Origin of the sequence: Paenibacillus lutimineralis, assembly GCF_003991425.1 — a bacterium.
In the GTDB taxonomy this organism is placed as follows: Bacteria; Bacillota; Bacilli; order Paenibacillales; family Paenibacillaceae; genus Fontibacillus; species Fontibacillus lutimineralis.
The window spans coordinates 5,772,625-5,791,249 of record NZ_CP034346.1; the positions used below are offsets into that span (position 1 = coordinate 5,772,625).

16 protein-coding genes are annotated in these 18,625 nt (G+C 36.5%); 1 reads left to right on the top strand and 15 read right to left on the bottom strand.

Annotated elements, in window-relative coordinates; all coding sequences use genetic code 11:
- The first annotated feature begins 4 nt into the window (after nucleotides 1-4).
- Nucleotides 5-1,132 (top strand): acyltransferase, encoded by a 1,128-nt coding sequence (locus EI981_RS25775; RefSeq protein WP_127003095.1) that lies wholly within the window; start codon nucleotides 5-7, stop codon nucleotides 1,130-1,132.
- Between the two features lie 114 nt (nucleotides 1,133-1,246).
- Here the strand turns inward: EI981_RS25775 and EI981_RS25780 are convergent, their stop codons facing one another.
- The 15 genes from EI981_RS25780 to EI981_RS25850 all read right to left on the bottom strand — a co-directional run bounded on the left by EI981_RS25780 (nucleotide 1,247) and on the right by EI981_RS25850 (nucleotide 18,614).
- Nucleotides 1,247-2,191: a glycosyltransferase family 2 protein gene (locus EI981_RS25780; RefSeq protein ID WP_127003097.1), complete on the bottom strand. Its 945-nt coding sequence runs from the start codon at nucleotides 2,189-2,191 to the stop codon at nucleotides 1,247-1,249.
- Nucleotides 2,192-2,315: 124 nt separating this feature from the next.
- Nucleotides 2,316-3,188: a dTDP-4-dehydrorhamnose reductase gene (rfbD, locus tag EI981_RS25785; protein ID WP_127003099.1), complete on the bottom strand. Its 873-nt coding sequence runs from the start codon at nucleotides 3,186-3,188 to the stop codon at nucleotides 2,316-2,318.
- Complete coding sequence (rfbB, locus tag EI981_RS25790; RefSeq protein ID WP_127003101.1) at nucleotides 3,185-4,207, bottom strand: dTDP-glucose 4,6-dehydratase; 1,023 nt, start codon at nucleotides 4,205-4,207, stop codon at nucleotides 3,185-3,187. The genes rfbD and rfbB overlap by 4 nt, the downstream gene beginning before the upstream one ends.
- A 19-nt stretch (nucleotides 4,208-4,226) precedes the next feature.
- Nucleotides 4,227-4,775 (bottom strand): dTDP-4-dehydrorhamnose 3,5-epimerase, encoded by a 549-nt coding sequence (rfbC, locus tag EI981_RS25795; protein WP_127003104.1) that lies wholly within the window; start codon nucleotides 4,773-4,775, stop codon nucleotides 4,227-4,229.
- Nucleotides 4,776-4,793: 18 nt separating this feature from the next.
- Nucleotides 4,794-5,537 carry a sugar phosphate nucleotidyltransferase gene (locus EI981_RS25800; RefSeq protein ID WP_127003106.1) on the bottom strand — a complete coding sequence of 248 codons (744 nt, stop codon included), beginning with the start codon at nucleotides 5,535-5,537 and terminating at the stop codon, nucleotides 4,794-4,796.
- A 20-nt stretch (nucleotides 5,538-5,557) separates the two neighbouring features.
- A complete protein-coding gene (locus tag EI981_RS25805) occupies nucleotides 5,558-6,517 on the bottom strand; it encodes a glycosyltransferase family 2 protein (RefSeq protein WP_127003108.1) in 960 nt (319 codons plus the stop codon).
- A 2-nt stretch (nucleotides 6,518-6,519) separates the two neighbouring features.
- A complete protein-coding gene (locus EI981_RS25810) occupies nucleotides 6,520-7,437 on the bottom strand; it encodes an NAD-dependent epimerase/dehydratase family protein (protein ID WP_127003110.1) in 918 nt (305 codons plus the stop codon).
- 11 nt (nucleotides 7,438-7,448) lie between these two features.
- Complete coding sequence (gene rfbG, locus EI981_RS25815; protein ID WP_127003112.1) at nucleotides 7,449-8,534, bottom strand: CDP-glucose 4,6-dehydratase; 1,086 nt, start codon at nucleotides 8,532-8,534, stop codon at nucleotides 7,449-7,451.
- Nucleotides 8,524-9,327, bottom strand: a complete 804-nt coding sequence (rfbF, locus tag EI981_RS25820) for a glucose-1-phosphate cytidylyltransferase (protein WP_127003114.1) — start codon at nucleotides 9,325-9,327, stop codon at nucleotides 8,524-8,526. The genes rfbG and rfbF overlap by 11 nt, the downstream gene beginning before the upstream one ends.
- 12 nt (nucleotides 9,328-9,339) lie before the next feature.
- Nucleotides 9,340-10,899: a lipopolysaccharide biosynthesis protein RfbH gene (rfbH, locus tag EI981_RS25825; RefSeq protein ID WP_227011590.1), complete on the bottom strand. Its 1,560-nt coding sequence runs from the start codon at nucleotides 10,897-10,899 to the stop codon at nucleotides 9,340-9,342.
- The gene (locus EI981_RS30305) at nucleotides 10,896-11,279 is read right to left on the bottom strand and encodes a GtrA family protein (RefSeq protein ID WP_162616272.1); all 384 of its coding nucleotides are present in this window, start codon (nucleotides 11,277-11,279) and stop codon (nucleotides 10,896-10,898) included. Before EI981_RS30305 ends, rfbH begins: the two co-directional genes overlap by 4 nt.
- A gap of 98 nt (nucleotides 11,280-11,377) precedes the next feature.
- Nucleotides 11,378-14,101 (bottom strand): YfhO family protein, encoded by a 2,724-nt coding sequence (locus EI981_RS25835; RefSeq protein ID WP_162616273.1) that lies wholly within the window; start codon nucleotides 14,099-14,101, stop codon nucleotides 11,378-11,380.
- A 130-nt stretch (nucleotides 14,102-14,231) separates the two neighbouring features.
- Nucleotides 14,232-14,813, bottom strand: a complete 582-nt coding sequence (locus tag EI981_RS25840; protein ID WP_127003118.1) for a hypothetical protein — start codon at nucleotides 14,811-14,813, stop codon at nucleotides 14,232-14,234.
- A gap of 4 nt (nucleotides 14,814-14,817) precedes the next feature.
- The gene (locus tag EI981_RS25845) at nucleotides 14,818-16,410 is read right to left on the bottom strand and encodes a glycosyltransferase (RefSeq protein ID WP_127003120.1); all 1,593 of its coding nucleotides are present in this window, start codon (nucleotides 16,408-16,410) and stop codon (nucleotides 14,818-14,820) included.
- Nucleotides 16,407-18,614 carry a glycosyltransferase family protein gene (locus tag EI981_RS25850; RefSeq protein WP_127003122.1) on the bottom strand — a complete coding sequence of 736 codons (2,208 nt, stop codon included), beginning with the start codon at nucleotides 18,612-18,614 and terminating at the stop codon, nucleotides 16,407-16,409. Before EI981_RS25850 ends, EI981_RS25845 begins: the two co-directional genes overlap by 4 nt.
- Nucleotides 18,615-18,625 lie beyond the last annotated feature (11 nt).

Sequence of the window (18,625 nt, forward strand, 5' to 3'; positions counted from 1 at the left end):
CAGTTTGAAAAAAGCAAAATTAGAAGAGATTGAGATTTTAAGAGGCATTGCGTTTTTAGCAGTTGTTTTCCAGCATATTATTGCAGGTATATTTTATCAACCGGGTCTCAGCCCTCTGACATTAAACGTTGCTACAACTTTTCTCGGTTTGATCCGATTTGCAGTTCCATTATTCGTGTTCATTACCGGAGTTGTGCTGTTCTATAATTATGATGCTAAAGTAAACTACAAGGATTTCCTGTTTAAAAGATTCAAACATGTCACTGTCCCTTATTTGGTCTGGACTGTTTTTTACTACGCCTGGGTTGGCTTTTTAAGCGGGATGGAAGCAACAAGCACACAAAATCAATTGCTTGATATCATCCAGCTTGCCTTTACTGGAAAAGCTGCCTACCATTTGTGGTTCATGGTCATGATTATTCCGTTTTACCTGCTGTTTCCGTTCTTTAAGCTCCTGATTTCAAAAAATAGAAAATGGATGATTAACCTAGTGGTAGTTACAACCATATTTGTGATTAACCTATTCCTTGTGTACGCTCTTTCTAAAGGTATGATAACGAATAATAACCCTAATCTTGGATTCATTTTTAATTATTTGGACCGCAATTTTCTGTTCTGGGTATTTTATTTCATACTAGGTGGATTTGTAGGCTTATACTATGACCATTGGAAGATCTTCGTACGAAAAACCTGGGTAAGGGTGTTAAGCTTATTGCTATTGGGAATTTGCATGTATGATATCTGCTCAAAAATTGTTAGGATCAATAACGGAGTAACCGATAATCCTTATCTGTTTAGCGCGAACGTAACAGCACCGCTGAAGCCGCTCATGATGATCACGATCCTGCTATTACTCTTGCTAGTATTCGTATTAGCGGAAAAAATCGCAGCAAACCGGAGTTACTCCGCCAATTTGTTAAGATCCTTCGGAAAATATTCTTTTGGTGCCTATCTCATCCACGTCTTTGTTTTGAAGATAGTAAACAATCTGGTCATCAGTTATTTGAGCGTATTAGGAGTCTTCATGCAGACAGTCATATCCCTCGTATTGTGTTCGCTATTAAGCTTGATTTTGTGTATAGCGATCAGCAGAACGAAGAGCTCGGTGGGCGAGGTGCTGGTGGGGAGGTAAGAACATTTTAACCTCACCTGTTCCTAAGTAATGTCTAGGGAAATAAATAAGAGATCGGTTAGTATCGATCTCTTTAAAAAATACCACTATAAAAATGCTGAGGCTATAGGATAACTAGTATCCCTTCTTATCAAAGAGCTTCCGACGGAACTCCCTCCGTTTTTCACGTAAACCAGGCAATTGCCTCCAAAATCCGATCCAAGCACCAAGCACTTTCGGTTCTCTCAGTAACATGTATCCGTGAACCGCCACTTCATATGCTAACAACTGCGGCAGGTTTCTCAGCCAGCGGTATCCTGACAAGTTTTTATACATCATTTTGTATCGATTTATAAATGAATGCCTGCGTATGAAGAGAGATTTTGACCCTCTTCCTCCCTTTTTCCAACCACGTTTATGGACTCCAACCGCCTCAGCACAATAATAAGCCTTCCAGCCAAGTTGTCCCGCCCTCCATGCAACATCGACATCTTCCTTATAGGCAAAAAAATCCGCATCAAAAAATTCGCCATGAATAGAAATGTCCTCGATCATTTTTCTCGAATACAATGCAGCTGCTCCCGATACACCAAAAACCTCAGTTGATTCCATCCATTGGTGAACAGGCTCTTCCGCTCCACGATCAAAGGCTCTCCAAATTTTATTCATCACCAATCCTGTGCTGTCTATCATCTCTGGGGGATCTTGCAGCATGAGCCTGCCTGTCGCGCTTCCGGTCTCGGGATAGCGTTCCATATAACTTACTAAACGTTCAACATATGTACTATCGAGAACAACATCGGGGTTAAGCACAAGTACATAATCTGTATTGGTGAGATGAATTCCTTGATTATGTGCAGGTGCAAATCCTGTATTGTGGACATTTTCTATAATTTGAACTCGTTCACTAAATTGTCTCGCCAGGTCACGCACTTTGGATACAGTATCATCTGATGAAGCATTATCGATGACCAAAACTTGTTCAATATAATAGCTCTGCTGCATAACTGCATTCAAGCATTCCAGAATATCCTCCGAACTATTGAAGCTGACGATCTGTACACTGATTGTTGGGATCATAGCTAATATTCCTTTTCTATTTACGAGTAATTAAAGAAAAAGAACACTATTTAAACCATAGTGTTCTTCATATCATTATTATAGTAAAACAAGTTCGGTTTCTCTAGTCACTCCAAACGATCAACTATTCATTGTCACTAGATTGCAATTCCTTTATGAAAGCGTGAAGCCCTTCCCGCCATGGTCGGATATCCTGAAACCCATTCGTACGAATGGATAGATGCTCCATCACTGAATTACGTGGTCTAGGTGCTGGTCTTGGAAAATCTTCCGTAGTACAAGGATTCACCTCAACATTATAAGACCCGCCTTGAGAATTAGCCTCTGCAAAGATTGCTTGAGCAAATTCATACCAGGTACATTCGCCGGAATTGGAGACATGGTAAATGCCATATTTTTCGGTACTTACTAATTCTAATAAAAAACGTGATAAATCAACTGTATATGTTGGAGAACCCTTCTGATCATGAACTACGCTGATCTCAGGTCTTTCAGAGCCTAAGCGTAACATCGTCTTAACAAAGTTGTTACCATGAAGTCCGTAAACCCATGAAGTCCTAACAATAAAGTACTTAGAGGACAAACTTTTAACTAACTCTTCTCCTGCCCTTTTGGACTTACCGTAGATGCTTTGTGGATTCGTATTGTCGTATTCATGGTATGGTGCTGTAGCTGTACCATCAAAAACATAATCTGTGCTGATATAGCAGAATTTAGCACCAATGTGTTCAGCAGCTACTACCATATTTCTAGTGCCTGCCGTATTTACTGCATACGCATTATCAATGTCGCTTTCAGCCTGATCCACTGCTGTATATGCAGCGCAATGGATAATTGCATCCGGTTTGGAATTCTGTACTTCCTCCAAGCTAGCTGCCTGATCTGTTATGTCTAGAGTATCTCGATCGTAAGGTATAACAGTGTGGCTAGCTTGCTCCAGAATTTTCACCAGATCCTGGCCAAGCTGCCCATTTGCTCCCGTTACCAGTATTCTCATTTGTGATCACCTAATCGTTCACCATATTGCTTCACGTAGTATTCCTGATACGCACCCGATTGAATACGAGTCCACCACTCTTTATTTCTCAGGTACCAAGCTATGGTCTCCTTAATACCAGTCTCAAAGGAATGCTTCGGCTTCCAGCCGAGCTCCGTCATCGTCTTCGTCGGGTCAATACCATAGCGACGGTCATGACCAGGCCGGTCCTTCACATAAGTAATCAACGATTTAGACTTACCGAGCTGCTCCAAAATTGTTGTAACGATATGCACATTCGTTCGTTCATTATTTCCACCGATATTGTAAACTTCACCATTGCGTCCCTTATGAAGCACAAGATCAATCGCACTACAGTGATCCTCAACATACAGCCAGTCACGAATGTTAAGGCCATCTCCGTATATTGGGAGCTGCTCATCTGCCAAGGCTTTTGAAATCATAAGTGGGATCAGCTTTTCCGGGAACTGGTACGGTCCATAGTTATTTGAGCATCGTGTAATATTTACAGACAATCCAAATGTCTCATGGTATGCACGAACCAGCAAATCGCCGCCTGCTTTACTGGCTGAATATGGGCTGTTGGGCTGAAGTGGAGTATCTTCCGTAAATAACCCTATTTCCCCCAGCGAGCCATACACTTCATCCGTAGATACTTGAACGAATTTTGTAACGTTATGCTTTTTGGCAGCATCAAGTAGAACCTGGGTACCCAGAACGTTAGTTCTAACAAAAACGTCCGGCTCCAGAATACTGCGGTCTACATGAGACTCCGCAGCGAAGTTTACTACAGCATCGACATCTTGACCGATGAGCTCATTCATCTTTTGGACATCAGTAATGTCCGCTTTGACAAAAGTATGATTGGGATTACTCTCAATCGATTTCAGGTTTTCTAAATTACCAGCATAAGTAAGAGCATCTACATTGATAATTTGATATCCAGGATGTTGCTTCAACATATATAATACGAAGTTGCTGCCGATGAATCCGGCACCGCCTGTGACGAGCAGTTTCATGAATGATGACCTCCTAGTTCTAGTCGAAATTCAATTCCGCTTCCGCAAGTGTCGGATGACGACGATCCTTGTCCGAGAGTAACGGCTCACTTACAGGCCAATCAATGGCAAGTGCAGGATCATTCCATAATATGCCACGATCATTCTCCGGGGAATAGTATTCGTCCACTTTATAGAGAACTTGGGTATTTGGTACTAGGGTACAGAAGCCATGAGCGAATCCTTTAGGAATCAACAACTGCCGTTTGTTAGATTCGCTAAGGATGACAGCTACCCATTGTCCGAATGTAGGTGAACTTTTCCGAACATCCAAGATCACATCATAAATAGCACCGGTAAGCACTCGGATTAGCTTCGTCTGTGCTTTAGGGTTTAATTGATAGTGTAATCCACGTAAAACTCCAGCCTCAGCAGATAGGGATTGATTATCTTGAATAAAGTTATATTTAATTCCTAGTTGCTGCATCACTGCTTTATTATAACTCTCCATAAAAAAACCCCGGTGATCCCCATGTACCACCGGTTCGAGTAATGCTGCATCTCGCAGCTTTAACGAGGTCAGTTTCATAACCAGACTTCTCCTTAACTATAGCTTGAGTCGGCCAAACTCTTCGCCAAGGTTCAAATCCTTGGCCAATTCATTGGCTCTGGCTAACGAAGCATGTGTACCTGCATCTGTCCACCAGCCTCGTAGCACGTCAAAAGTGAGTTCTCCTCGTTCAATATACGCATTAATTACGTCTGTGATTTCCAGTTCGCCACGAGCAGACGGTTTTAGACTGCGAATTATTTCAAAAACTTGATGGTCAAACATATAGATACCAGTTACTGCATAGCTCGACTTAGGTTTCCTTGGCTTCTCTTCAATGGAAATGATCCGATTTCCTTCAAGTTCAGGAACACCGAAACGAGACGGATCAGAGACCTTCTGTATAAGAATTTTAGCCCCAGAGGACTGATTCTGAAAGTGCTCCACATAAGGCGATATGTTATCAGCAAAAACGTTGTCTCCCAAGATAACCACCATCTGATCATTGCCTGCAAACTGTTCAGCTAATCCAAGAGCTTGGGCAATGCCTCCAGCTTCATCCTGAACCTTGTAAGTGAAAGAAACTCCGATCTCACTTCCACTACCTAATAAGCTTACAACATCACCCATATGCTCTTTACCAGTGACGATAAGGATATCAGTGAGGCCCGTTTGCTTTAGCTTATGCACAGCATGAAAGATCATTGGGTACTTGCCCACAGGAAGAAGGTGCTTATTGGTTACTTTCGTTAAAGGATATAGGCGTGTGCCGGTCCCACCGGCTAGGATGATGGCTTTCATAGAAAATGTCCTTCCAAGATTTATTTGATTTGAGAATCTGAAGTATTTAACTCAATCTCAGAAATTGTCATTGGCTTCTTCTTAACTTGTAGGTAGATGCGGCCCAGATACTCTCCAATAATCCCTAAGAAAAGTGCATTTAAACTTAAGGATAATAAAATCAGAGTAGTAGTGGTTGCAAACCCAGCCGGCCAATTTGCACCAAATAGTAACTTGCCGGAAAAGTAAACTATTAAGGCAAGGAAAGTAATAATACTTATTGTAAGACCGGTATATGATGCTAGCCTCAAAGGGGCTGTTGAATGATTTAAAATACCGTCAAATGCAAGGCGAAACAAGTCTTTATATGAAAATTTACTTTCTCCACGAGCTCTTTCATTCCGGTTATAAGGTATTCCAATTTGTTCAAAACCCATACTAGCTATACTACCTCTAATATACGGGGCAGAGTCATTAATTAGCCTGAGTTGTTCAATAATCTGTTTATCAATTAATCTGAAGTCTCCTGCATCTCTCGGAAGATGATCCTCACTTAATGAATCAATCAGTCTGTAGAAGACCTTTCGTATATTGTTAATCCACCACCCCTCTTTTCTTGAAACCCTTACACCATAAACTACTTTATATCCTTTTAGCCACTGTTCAAGAAATTTTGGAATTAACTCAAGTGGATCCTGCAGGTCGCAATCCAATTGGACTGCCACATCCCCGCTTGAATTAATATAACCAGTATATATAGACCGTTGATATCCAAAATTACGAGAGAATCTTATAACTTTAACTCTTTTATCATTGACAGCGATTTCTTTAAGAATATCAAAAGTTTTGTCCGTACTATGGTTATCAGTTATAACTATCTCATATTCATATTTATTCTTTAAATCATCCATCAAATTAATTATTGCATTATACATCGGCAAAACATTTTCTTCTTCGTTAAACACAGGCACCACAAAGGATATAAGCTTCTTTTGATTCATACCTAATATACACCTCTAAAAGGATACGTTTTATCAGCATTGAGACAGTTGATGATTTTTGTTAATCCATCATCAATCCCATCAATCCAATTCCAATTCATTTCTTTTAATTTCAATGTATTTGCACATGAATCCATTATTTCTGATTCTCGATAAGGTAATGCACCAAATAAAAGCTTAGTTCTAGAGTTTGTTAAAGAGTGAGCTGACTCAATAAAGTGCTTTAGGGAAACACTGAATCCTCTTCCTATTTCAACTTCATTATAGAATTCAGCAAAAAGATGTAAGTTTCTTACTATAAGTTGATATGCTGAAGTCACATCATCTATTGATATAAAATCCCTCTTCTGCTCTCCAAGAGTTAGTTCTAGAAATGGCTTGTTATTCAGTAACTGTGTAATTAAATTAGTAACAAATTTATTTGAATTGTCATTCGGACCGTAAACATGCTCTAAACGAGCATTTATTAATTTCGTATCTCCATTACCACGAAATAAATCAGACAATTCCAAGAAGTAACGTTTGGTTTTTGAATAGGAACTAAGATATTCATACTTTTGATGAGCTGGTTTATTAAAAAAAGTATCCGTATTAATAAATGCTTGGATTTTATGCTCAATAGCATTTTCTAACAACTTTATAGGGAAAACAACATTACTCTCAATTTGAGCGCTCAAAGGCTCATTACTACCATAAGATGTAGCAGCATGGATAACAACGTCTACACATTCATTAGCGAAAACATTGTTAATAGAAATTTTATCGATATCATACGATACAACTTTGTTAAGAATACTATTAATTCGAAAGTTATTTGAGAAGCTCCTCTTCAATACAATTACATCATGATTATCTTCCAGAAGTCCTTTGACAATATGACTACCAACGAATCCCGTTCCACCGGTCACAAGAATTCTCATTATCTCAATCCCTAAAATCCGTTGCTATACTCGAGAATTTGTTTCACACAAATTTCCCTCATATTTTCTTTATTCATGTACGCAGAGTTCCACTCAATGATCTTTTCAATGGATTGATCCAGTGACCATTTAGGGGCCCACTGCAACTTGTACCTTGCTTTTGAGCAGTCAAGCTTTAAATAGTGCGCTTCATGGAATGAATTATTACTTTCTATTTGGTAATTTTGATTCACATCCCATTTAGAGCAGAACCTTTCAACAATCCACTGAACAGTTTTAGCATCATCATCATTGGGCCCAAAATTCCAAGCCTCTGCATAATCACAACCATAAAGATATAACTTCTCTGCGAGCAATAAGTAACCGCTTAAAGGTTCAAGAACATGTTGCCATGGTCTAATAGAGTCAGGGTTTCTCACTATTACAGGATCATTCTCTATTATGGACCTTACAATATCAGGTACAAGTCTATTCTGGGACCAGTCTCCTCCCCCAATGACATTGCCTGCTCTTGCAGTGGCTATAGCAACACCATGCTCTGAATATTTGTCCGGATTAAAGAAGGAGTTTCTGTAAGAAGCCGTAACTAGCTCAGAGCATGCTTTACTGCTTGAGTAAGGATCATAACCGCCCAATGGTTCATTCTCACGGTATCCCCAAAGCCATTCTTTATTTTCATAGCACTTATCTGTTGTCACGTTCACAACAGCCTTTATTTCATTCTCACTATTAACTCTTCTTATGGTTTCCAACAAATTAACAGTCCCCATAACATTTATCGCATAAGTCTCAACTGGATTAATATATGACTCACTAACAAGTGGTTGAGCAGCCATGTGAATAACAATTTGAGGTTTTGCTTCTCTCATCGATGTTTCCAACAACTCGAAATTTCTAATGTCACCAATAATACTTTTTTCTATACACGATTCAATATTACACACTTCAAATAAGTTAGGTTCGGTAGACGGAGAAAGAGAGAATCCTGTTACTTTGGCACCTAACTGTGTAAGCCACAACGATAACCACGATCCTTTAAAACCAGTGTGGCCAGTTAAGAATACTCTCTTATCTCTCCAAAATTCTCTATTCACCATTGATTGTCACCTTATCTAATCCCCATGTCTTCCAAGGGGCCTTCCCATTTTTCCACAACTCCTCAAGAAGGTTCTTATCCCGCATTGTATCCATTGGCTGCCAAAATCCCTCGTGTTTGTAACTCATTAGTTCGCCGTCTTTAGCTAATCGTTCTAATGGTTCCTTTTCAAAAACAGTAGTATCATCCGATATGTAATTCAGGATTTCTGGCTGTAACACAAAGAAGCCTGCGTTAATCCATGCACCGTCGCCCCTAGGTTTTTCCTGAAATCCTTTTACCTCATTACTTGCAGAAATAGTGAGTGCTCCAAATCTCCCGCTAGGTTGTACCGTTGTAACTGTTGCAAGTCTCCCATATAGCTTATGATTCTCAACCAATTCTGAAATATTGACATCGGAAACCCCATCACCATAGGTAAGCATAAAAGGTTCGTCACCTATATATTTTTGAACTCTCTTGACCCTGCCGCCGGTCATTGTATCTAAACCGGTATTTACCAAGGTAACTTTCCAAGGTTCGGCTGTATGGTTGTGAGTAATTAGTTGATTATCATTTTGAAAATCAAATGTCACGTCTGATTCATGCAAGAAGTAGTGAGCGAAATACTCTTTAATGTAAAAACCCTTATATCCCAAGCAAATGACAAAATCATTAAATCCATAGTAAGAATAATGCTTCATGATATGCCATAAAATTGGACGCCCTCCAATTTCAATCATAGGTTTGGGTTTAAGATGGGATTCTTCACTAATTCTAGTCCCATATCCACCCGCAAGAATAACTACTTTCACGATAAAGCCCCCCTAATTAGCTATTTTTGAAAGAATAAATTCTTTTATCGTTTCGATAACATAATCTATCATTACATCGGTTAATCCCGGATAGACACCCACCAAGAATGTATCTTGCAATATTTTATCCGTGTTAGCTAGATCACCGTGCACTCTATATTCAACCCCTTGGTATGCTGGTTGACGAATTAAATTACCGGCAAAGAGCATGCGAGTTTGAACTCGGTTTTGTTCCAAATAATTCACAATCTCATTCTTGGTAAAAGGGGCTCCATCGCGTACAGTCAGTATAAATCCAAACCAGCTCGGATCTGAATTATTAGTTGCCCTTGGCAAGATAAAATAATCTCCTAACTCTTTCAAGCCTTCATATAATCGATTAAAGTTCTTCTTTCTAGCCTGAGCAAACTTAGGTACTTTCTTTAATTGTGCAACACCAACAGCAGCCTGCATGTCTGTAACTCTTAAATTGTAACCTATATGAGAATAAGTGTACTTATGATCATATCCATATGGTAATGAGCCTAGTTCCCAACCGAACCGTTTACCGCATGTATTATCACATCCTGATGGACACCAGCAATCTCGTCCCCAATCTCTGAAAGATTCTATGATTGTCTTTAATAATGCGTTATTTGTATATACAGCTCCGCCTTCTCCCATCGTCATATGATGAGGAGGGTAAAAACTTGATGTTCCGATATGACCATGTGTCCCGGTTAACTTACCATTATATGTAGATCCTAGAGCATCACAGTTATCTTCAACTACCCACAAGTCATACTTGTTTGCAATCTCAAGTACTTTATCCAATTCAAATGGATTTCCCATGGTATGAGCAATCATAATTGCCTTTGTCTTTGGCGTGATAGCATCTTCGATACGATCAGCAATAATGTTATATGTCCCCAACTCAACATCAACAAAAACTGGAATTGCCTTATTTTGAACTATAGGGCCGACCGTAGTGGGAAATCCTGCCGCAACAGTGATTACTTCATCTCCCGGCATAATACGCTTCTCTTTTAATTTTGGAGAAGTCAAGGCTGAAATGGCCAATAAATTAGCCGATGATCCAGAATTAGTTAACAAAGCATACCTTACTCCTAGAAACTCTGCAAATTCTTTTTCGAATTGCTTATGATATCTGCCTGCTGTAAGCCAGAAATCAAGCGAAGAATCGACAAGATTTCTCATTTCTTGTTCATCATAAACTCGTCCGCCATAAACAATAGGAGCCGAACTCTCAACATTTTGTTCCTTTATATGAAACAAAGTATGGTATTCTTCAACATTCTGTAGAATTTCTAGTCTCATGACTTTTTCTAGTTCTTTTGGACTTATTTCTGAACATACTTCGATATCATCTTTATTAAAACTGATCTTTTCACGTATATCTAGATAGAATGGGACGTCGAATTTCGGGCTTATTAATTCCATAGTATAATCATCAGGAATATATCCAAGTCGATTCGTAGATAAAGAATAACCGTATAAATAATCCTTATTAGTAGTGACCAAATATCTATTGCAGCTTTTTACATAAATTATATTCCCTTGCATTTTATTCATTTTCCCTCTCCTTTTGGCACCATACCAATTCTAAAACTCCAATATTTATGTCCAAAATAGCTGATTAAAGTTGTCACAAATAATGCGACGCCCTGTGAAATGAACTTATTAAACATCATAAAGTCAACTAATAAATAAAGAATAAGTAAATTCACTAAGAATGTTAATATATAAACGATTATAAATCTCCCTACACTTTTGAAACTACTTTCTTTTTGGCTAAATGTCCAATATAAATTCCATAAATAACTATGAATTACTCCAACTGAATATGAAAGTACTAAAGCTATTATATAATTAAGGTTAATAAAATGAAGCAGTAAAGCAAACGTCAGAAAGCTTACAATAGTGTTAAGAAATCCAATAATCAGGAATTTCACAGCACTTTTTTTAAAAAGTTCTTTTAAAGTTTGAATATTAATAGCTCCTTTTTGTTGCTATTATAAAAAACACATTATCAAAGAATAGCGCAACTTTTTCATAAAACTTTCTTTTCACGACTTCCTCGAAAAATCAAATAGACCATACTTCCTAGTGTGAGCAACGTAATAAACCCGCCCACAAAAAGAACTTTTGGATAAAAGTAGAACTTTATTTCAGAATCACCCGCTGGAACCTCAATTCCTTGAATAAGACCGTTAACCATATATATGGGTGTTTCCTTTCCATTCACTTTTGCTTTCCAGCCCGGATAATAGTTTTGGGAGAAATTTATAAAAGATGGCTTGTCAGAATGCACTTTTGCACTGATGCTGTTGTTCTTGAAGTTTTCGTCGGAAATGGTAGTATTCGCATGCTTCAAGTCCATGTTTTTGAAATTTTCCACATAGCTTACATTACTAAGGTCATAATCAAATCGATTTGTATAAATTTCACTTGCATTCTCAATAGATTGTGTCTCTTGCGGAGCATATAAGATATCCTTTGCATTAGTATTCTCAAAAATCCGATCTGGTCCTTCAACAAAAACAGGTTTGTATACATGTTCCTGTATTTGCATCTCAGCTTCCACTAAACTGAAATCAGTTATTTGCATGTCGGACGTAGGCGTGGAAACTATCCTTAAGTTAATTTCGTCTATTCCAGTGGTATCTCCTGAGTATATTACCGCTGAGTAATGCGAAGCACCGGGTTGAATATTAAATACTTTTTGCTGTTCTTCCAAGTCATATTTTTCTCCGCCATAGAAATCTACATAGAACAGACTTTGTGGCCCAACCGATTCCAAGTTGAACTTTACCTTGTAAAAGGTATTCGGCTTAATTTCCACAGGCTGTGAGTAAACAAATATTTCGCCTGTAGAATCCGGCACTAAAATACTATCATTTTTATAGATAGTATTAGCCCACTTTACTATCTTTTTCGTTTCTGTCTCTTCCGCCACCAGATTGCCAGAATCAATAATATACTTGATTCCCAACATACTTAACAAGTCGTTGTGCTCCACCAAGTTATTTTCAGCATTAGGAAAAATCCTTAGGAGTCCAGTATTGTTAAGTGGTACTTGATTATCAGTATTGGAAAAGAGCTTGTATAGCCGAGGATTATTAAAAGGAATGTAAGCATTAATGCTAGAAAAACCTTTAAACAAGTTCGCATTTATATTGGTGATGTTACTGGGAGTCACGGATGCGTCCCAAACCTTAAAGTCACCAACATTATCTGAAATAAACTGACTGGCTTCATCCTTTAAAACAAAATCATCTATATTTCTAGCATAGGAGACTGTGCTATACGAGTAAGTTTCCAAAAAGGTTACTAATACGATGACTACCCCAAGACATCCATAGGCTTTTTTATATTGTTCTTTAGACCACTTTTTGCTCCATTTTTGCATAACATAAAAAATAATAAATGCTGAAAACAAAGCAACCAGTCCTGGTAAAAATGCAGTCTTAAAATACTGGTAAAAAGCTATTGCGCCATCAAAATTTGAATCCGACATTAGATTAGCTGTATTTGCAAATAAAGCGCAACCAAGTAAAGCACAGGTCCCCAAAACGAACCACCTTGAAAAGGTGTATATTTTTTTCATTTGTTCTACCATTCTTAGTTTCGATAGTGTAACAGCAAACAATACCAAAGCAAAGAATATAAAAATAAACAATGAACGTGATGGAACCCGAAAGCCATTTATCCCTGGAATTCGATAAAGCAATTCGCTTAGAAGTGGAATGTGGGTGCTAGCAGAAAAAAGGAAAACTCCTATCATCATCCCAAGCGATACCTTCACTCGAAAATCAGAAAAATATCGAATGATGCCGAACAAAAGGATTAGAAACACAAATACCCCCAAAAATAATTCGATATCAAACCCCGACGAGAAATAGGCTCCAAACGAATCAAATACATTTTCTCCAAAAATACGCGGGAACAACATCATTGCCAGTTTCGAAAAATGAATCGAATAGAACTGAAAATAGTCGATAGAGGCTGAAGCAGCCCCATTCCCTGCATATTCACGAACGAGCTGCACGGTGGGTAGAAGTTGGAAAGCTATTAATCCAAAATAGCTCCCTACCCAAACCAGTCCATCGGCTATCACTTTTTTAATTGTCATTCTATTGTGAATAGCCATAATTAAGAAAAAAATGCCAACTGCAATATCTGTATACACAACATCTTGAATAAACGCGACGTAAAATTGAAATGCCATTGCTACGGATGAGAACAGCAACCATTTTTTACTTCTAGTATTCATGTATTTTTGTATGAAATAGAGAATCACTGGTAAATATATAATAGTAGCTAAAATAGTAATATGCTCTTTACGGTATCCTCCCATATGAATGGATAGCTCATAAATCAAAGCCGTGCATAAGGCTGCTATCTTGCCGCACCCAAGTTCTTTAATGAATAAATAAGTAAAGAAGGAACCGATAGCCAAATGAAGTGCATAATACGAATATATAAACAACTTAAAAGGAAGCAATGATAATATAATAGCAAAAGGATAAAAAGCGTTATTTGTAAAATCTGAAGCAAATGGGGTGCCATTAGCCAGATATTTGTTCCAAAGCGGAAATTCTCCCTGGGCCAAAGAAAACTTTATTAATGACTTTAGCGAATAATACTGAATTCCATCCCCTGAAACCAAGCTTTTATTAGAAATGAACAGATCCCAGTAAATTAAAAATGGCAGACATAAGAACATGATGAATAAGGCAACATTAAACCATCTGCTATTGTAAAAATTGGTCAACCTGTACAACTAACATCCCTCTTTTCTTCTCCTGCATAGGAAGCATAATACAATACTAATCTCGCTAAATCAGAAGTAAGTTTCTTCTGGATTAGTTTATAGAAGCTATAAAAAGCATGATATTGACATTTCATTCTGATCGGGCAGCCCTTTTTAATCTAATTAAGAAAAAAATGAAAACAGCTAGACAGACACTATTAATAAGAAAAATAGCAGGTTTATTAGTTATTGCAGATTTTAAGGTGACCACAAATTGTTTTAAAAAGCTCTCATCGTAATTTATTTTATCCGCAAAAAAGCGAATCTCATTACTTGTTGAGAACCAATAAGCATTCTTTTCATCAATGATATCGAATTGCAAATAACCACTCTTCAAATCTTTAACGATAGGATAGTCATTAAGATTTAATGAAAATGAAACCATTGTTTCTCCATCATTTTCGAGCTTAAAAGGAATCCTTTCGCCTTCCCAAAGGATTTCATTCCCATTCACATCATAAAAATGAAACGATAAGAAATTTTTTTCATTATACAAGTCCTGGTTAAGATACTTTATGTTCACAGTAAAATCGAATGATGACGTAAACTGTTCTCTTCCCGATAACACTTTTATTTCCACATCATTTTCGGATTTAGCGTATCCTGGTAACTGGAAAATAGATACATTGAAAGAGAAGAATAATACTATAAATACGAAAGATAGTTTTCTCATAATTTCACCCTGATATTGTTTTACTAAATACATTATTGTATTCAAGAACTACTTGTTTCCAAGTTCGTTCGCTAAATTTTTCATACAATGCTGCCTGTTCTTTAAATAATGCATCCCTATTCTCAATTCCCCACATTATTTTATCTGCAATTGAATGAGGGTTATAAGGATTAAATAACATTTTTGCTGACAAATCTCTATTGGAAATTTCAGCCCTAACTACAGGGATATCACTCATAATTGAAGGTGTCCCAACTGAATATGCCTCTGAAAATGTAAACGGAAATCCCCCTTCAAAAAGAGTTGGGTTCACCGAACATTTTGCAAGACTATTAATGGAGGCCAAAACTTCAGACGGCAAATCGTAAAACATAAGAATATCATTTGCCAGGTGATTTTCTTGAATATATTTTTGAATATAGTCTACACAAGTAATATTCCCAGTCAGAATTAATTTAACGTTTTTTTGCCTATCAACATTAATTATTTTTATCGCTTTTATTAAATTGAATATATTTTTGTGAGGTCTGAATTGTGAGGAATATACCAAGTAATCAAAGCGACTTATATCCGTTTTATATAAAATATCCCCTGGATAAAATTTGGTATTACTGTATATTTTAACCATTTCCTTCGCATTCATTATAGGGGATAGATATTTTTCAATTGATTTGGATACCTTTATATGCGCACTCATGTCTACGTTAGCATGCTTAATAACTGTAATTTTTTCTGCCTCAACCCCACAGATATTTATTAAATGATGTTGTTTGACATGCTCACTGTAGCAAATAATACTGTCCGCAGCAGAAATGCTCTTACGAATTCGGTTATGAATGCCAGATACTCCAGGAAATTGAGTAGGAAAATCGTAAAACACAATATCAGGTGCAGCCAATACTTTCTTACATTTTAAATCTTTAATTTGTGGCCATACCATAGAAGGGATGAAACAAACATCAATTTCATTTCGACTATTTATTAATCTGGTCAATCTCTGAAGTTCCGAATCCAGTACTTTTTGATATAAACCACTCATACCTTTTGATACAACTTTCTTAATTTTATTTAGAAATCCACTTCGTTGGTTTATCCCCTGGATTCCTCGAATTAAATATCCTGACACTTTTTCCATCAGCAGAAATGCAAGATATAAAACTACAAATACCATGAAAATTGGTAATAAAATCACAGCAATAATTAGATATATAATTGTTTTTAATAATATGAGAGTAACGGTTGACGTAGAGAAAAAATCTGTCACCAAATCACTGACTGTTCTTAGTACGAAACGCTTAACCCTCTCGCGAAGTTTTCTTTCACGTTGAACCTTCTTCTTATTTTTTCTATCGGAAATAAATTGTTTTATCCGCACGCCTATTGGGTACTTTTTTAAATAGATTATTTCAATGTTGTCAGTTGGAACATTGTTATCATCTAATAAATTTATAATTGATTCTTGGAGCCATGAAGGACTATACAAGACAAAGGGTCTGGTGGAATTCTCCTTTAACAAAAAAGCCAGTAACCTACCTATCCCTTCATTCGCCAAGTTTACACCTGGTTGGAAACCTAAGAAGACTCCTATTTTTTTCATACCAACCTCCTCCAGATCTCAGTCAATTTGTTTGGGGAAACAATTTTTCTATTATCATTGTGTTTGTGCCCTTCGTTTTTTGAATTTATTCCCTCAAGTAAATTGAATAAAATATACTTATCAGCCAGGAAGGGTTCATATACAATGGAGTCATTTTCATCATCCACTATGTCTTTATAAAACAAAAAATCATTTAAAAATATCTTTTTGGAGCATGCAGCTGCCTTTGATATTTTAAATGTTATACCCTCGACGTTATGAGGAATAATAATTATTTTAGCATGAGCGTATAATATATCGTATTCACTAGCGGGAACATCCATAAACAGTGTGATTTGCTGTTTTACATATTTAGAGTCTTGAATCTTATTGGCTAGTTCTTGAAATAATTCCGTTGTACAGTTATTGAGTACAATATTTATTTTTTCCTCAACGTTACCAATTTTATAATAGGACTCTATTATTCCCAAAAAATCATTTACATCATTATGTTTTGTTGCATCCATTTCAATTAATACATAATCCGATTTTATATTCGGCAATTCATATCTACTTTCAATTTCAGAGGATGGAATAACTATTATATTTTCTTCATAAACACCCAAATATTTTACCAAATTATTTTTAGTTTCCTCTGAGAAAGTAAGAATAAAGTAGGCATTTTTCAAATTGGAAATTACCGTTCTAGAGAGATTTCCATAGTATTTTTCACCAATATTTTCAACTAATACCCCATACGGTTTGATCGGTGCAATCGGTAATTCAATGTTATCGAAGAAAAAAAGCCAATAATCGCATTCAATATAGTTCTGGGCATAATCTACCGGCAGAGCATATTTGCTAAACCATAATGGCTCATCCCGAAACATTAGCGATACTGATTCTTTAACCTCATTTGCAGTAATTTCTTTTATGGAATACTCTCTTGTATCCATAACATATTGTAAAAAATTAACAATTTCTCTACCTTTAGTATACTTTCTAGCCGGCAAGTTTAATATTATTTGATTGTTAGAATTTAATTGTTTAATTCCGGAATTCAGCTTCTCCGCCAATTCGATATAATCTAAAAGATGAGACTCATTTTGTACATTAGATAAAAATACGGCTGTTGTTTTACTTATGAGCTGTTTTTTTTCATAGCGTTCAACAATGGGCAAAAAATTCTCGGTCCATTTTTTTTTGTTAAATTCATATGAAAATTTGTAAAGAATTTCACTTTGATCCCTTTTGATCATTTCAATAAGTTCCTGATCACCATCAAGAATTCTTTTAATTTTTACTCTAGCTTCATTAAGATCTTTACAGCATCCTGTTTGCCGTTCGCCACCTAATATGCTTAATAATCCTCCTTTTAAATAAATTACAGGCATTCCAGCTATCATTGCCTCCAAAGGGTGATAATGTAAGTGTCTGGGATAAGTAGAATGATAATACATAACTTTGCGGGTTTTGAATAAATCATTCAACTCCTCACGTTCAAGAAAGCCTGTAACACGCTTATCCTCCACTTTAACTGGTTGATTACCTGCAATAATAAAATCAAAGTCTTTAAAGTCTTTTATAAATCGTTTATAAACTTCTTTTGATTCCTTATTGTAATTAATTCTCGTGCAAAAAAATAAAATTTCATCCACATTTCCAATCCACTGGTTTTCTATACTATAAAATTCCTCAGGCAAACCAAGAGGCATATAGATGGCTTTTTCTTTAAATATTCCTGATTCATTTTTTGAAATATTGTCATAGCATTCAGAAAACCAAATTCTATCCTTACTTTTTTCAAAATTATAAAAATAACTTTCACCGTAAAAATCCCTAGTGATTTTGGAATAGTTCAAATTTTCAAATAATCCGAATGCTCTTGCAAATATTTGACCTTCGAAATTATCTATTAAATTTTTCAACGCGTAAAAATCAAACATTATTAGTGCTACATCAAAGTGTGTATTAATAATGTTTTTAATAATAAAAGGCATTTGTTCATTTTCATAAAAGTTATATTGATTTAGTAATTCTAATTCGTGATCGGGAATAGTTAGGGTTTCATCATATTTATATGTTACAGATCCACTGCGTTCTAATATATTTTTAGGTGCTATTTTGGGTGTGAATATTTCAAAACCCAAATCTTGTATTAAAGGAAGTTCAAATCTGCTAAGCGTATCATGATTTAAAATCCATAATAATCTTCGTTTTTTCATAGTTACCCCCA

What these genes read in the sequence shown, in the direction of transcription:
- EI981_RS25780 (WP_127003097.1), bottom strand. Translation starts at nt 2,191, where the DNA reads ATGATCCCAACAATCAGTGTACAGATCGTCAGCTTCAATAGTTCGGAG.
- rfbD (WP_127003099.1), bottom strand. Translation starts at nt 3,188, where the DNA reads ATGAGAATACTGGTAACGGGAGCAAATGGGCAGCTTGGCCAGGATCTG.
- rfbB (WP_127003101.1), bottom strand. Translation starts at nt 4,207, where the DNA reads ATGAAACTGCTCGTCACAGGCGGTGCCGGATTCATCGGCAGCAACTTC.
- rfbC (WP_127003104.1), bottom strand. Translation starts at nt 4,775, where the DNA reads ATGAAACTGACCTCGTTAAAGCTGCGAGATGCAGCATTACTCGAACCG.
- EI981_RS25800 (WP_127003106.1), bottom strand. Translation starts at nt 5,537, where the DNA reads ATGAAAGCCATCATCCTAGCCGGTGGGACCGGCACACGCCTATATCCT.
- EI981_RS25805 (WP_127003108.1), bottom strand. Translation starts at nt 6,517, where the DNA reads ATGAATCAAAAGAAGCTTATATCCTTTGTGGTGCCTGTGTTTAACGAA.
- EI981_RS25810 (WP_127003110.1), bottom strand. Translation starts at nt 7,437, where the DNA reads ATGAGAATTCTTGTGACCGGTGGAACGGGATTCGTTGGTAGTCATATT.
- rfbG (WP_127003112.1), bottom strand. Translation starts at nt 8,534, where the DNA reads ATGGTGAATAGAGAATTTTGGAGAGATAAGAGAGTATTCTTAACTGGC.
- rfbH (WP_227011590.1), bottom strand. Translation starts at nt 10,899, where the DNA reads ATGAATAAAATGCAAGGGAATATAATTTATGTAAAAAGCTGCAATAGA.
- EI981_RS25840 (WP_127003118.1), bottom strand. Translation starts at nt 14,813, where the DNA reads ATGAGAAAACTATCTTTCGTATTTATAGTATTATTCTTCTCTTTCAAT.
- EI981_RS25845 (WP_127003120.1), bottom strand. Translation starts at nt 16,410, where the DNA reads ATGAAAAAAATAGGAGTCTTCTTAGGTTTCCAACCAGGTGTAAACTTG.
- EI981_RS25850 (WP_127003122.1), bottom strand. Translation starts at nt 18,614, where the DNA reads ATGAAAAAACGAAGATTATTATGGATTTTAAATCATGATACGCTTAGC.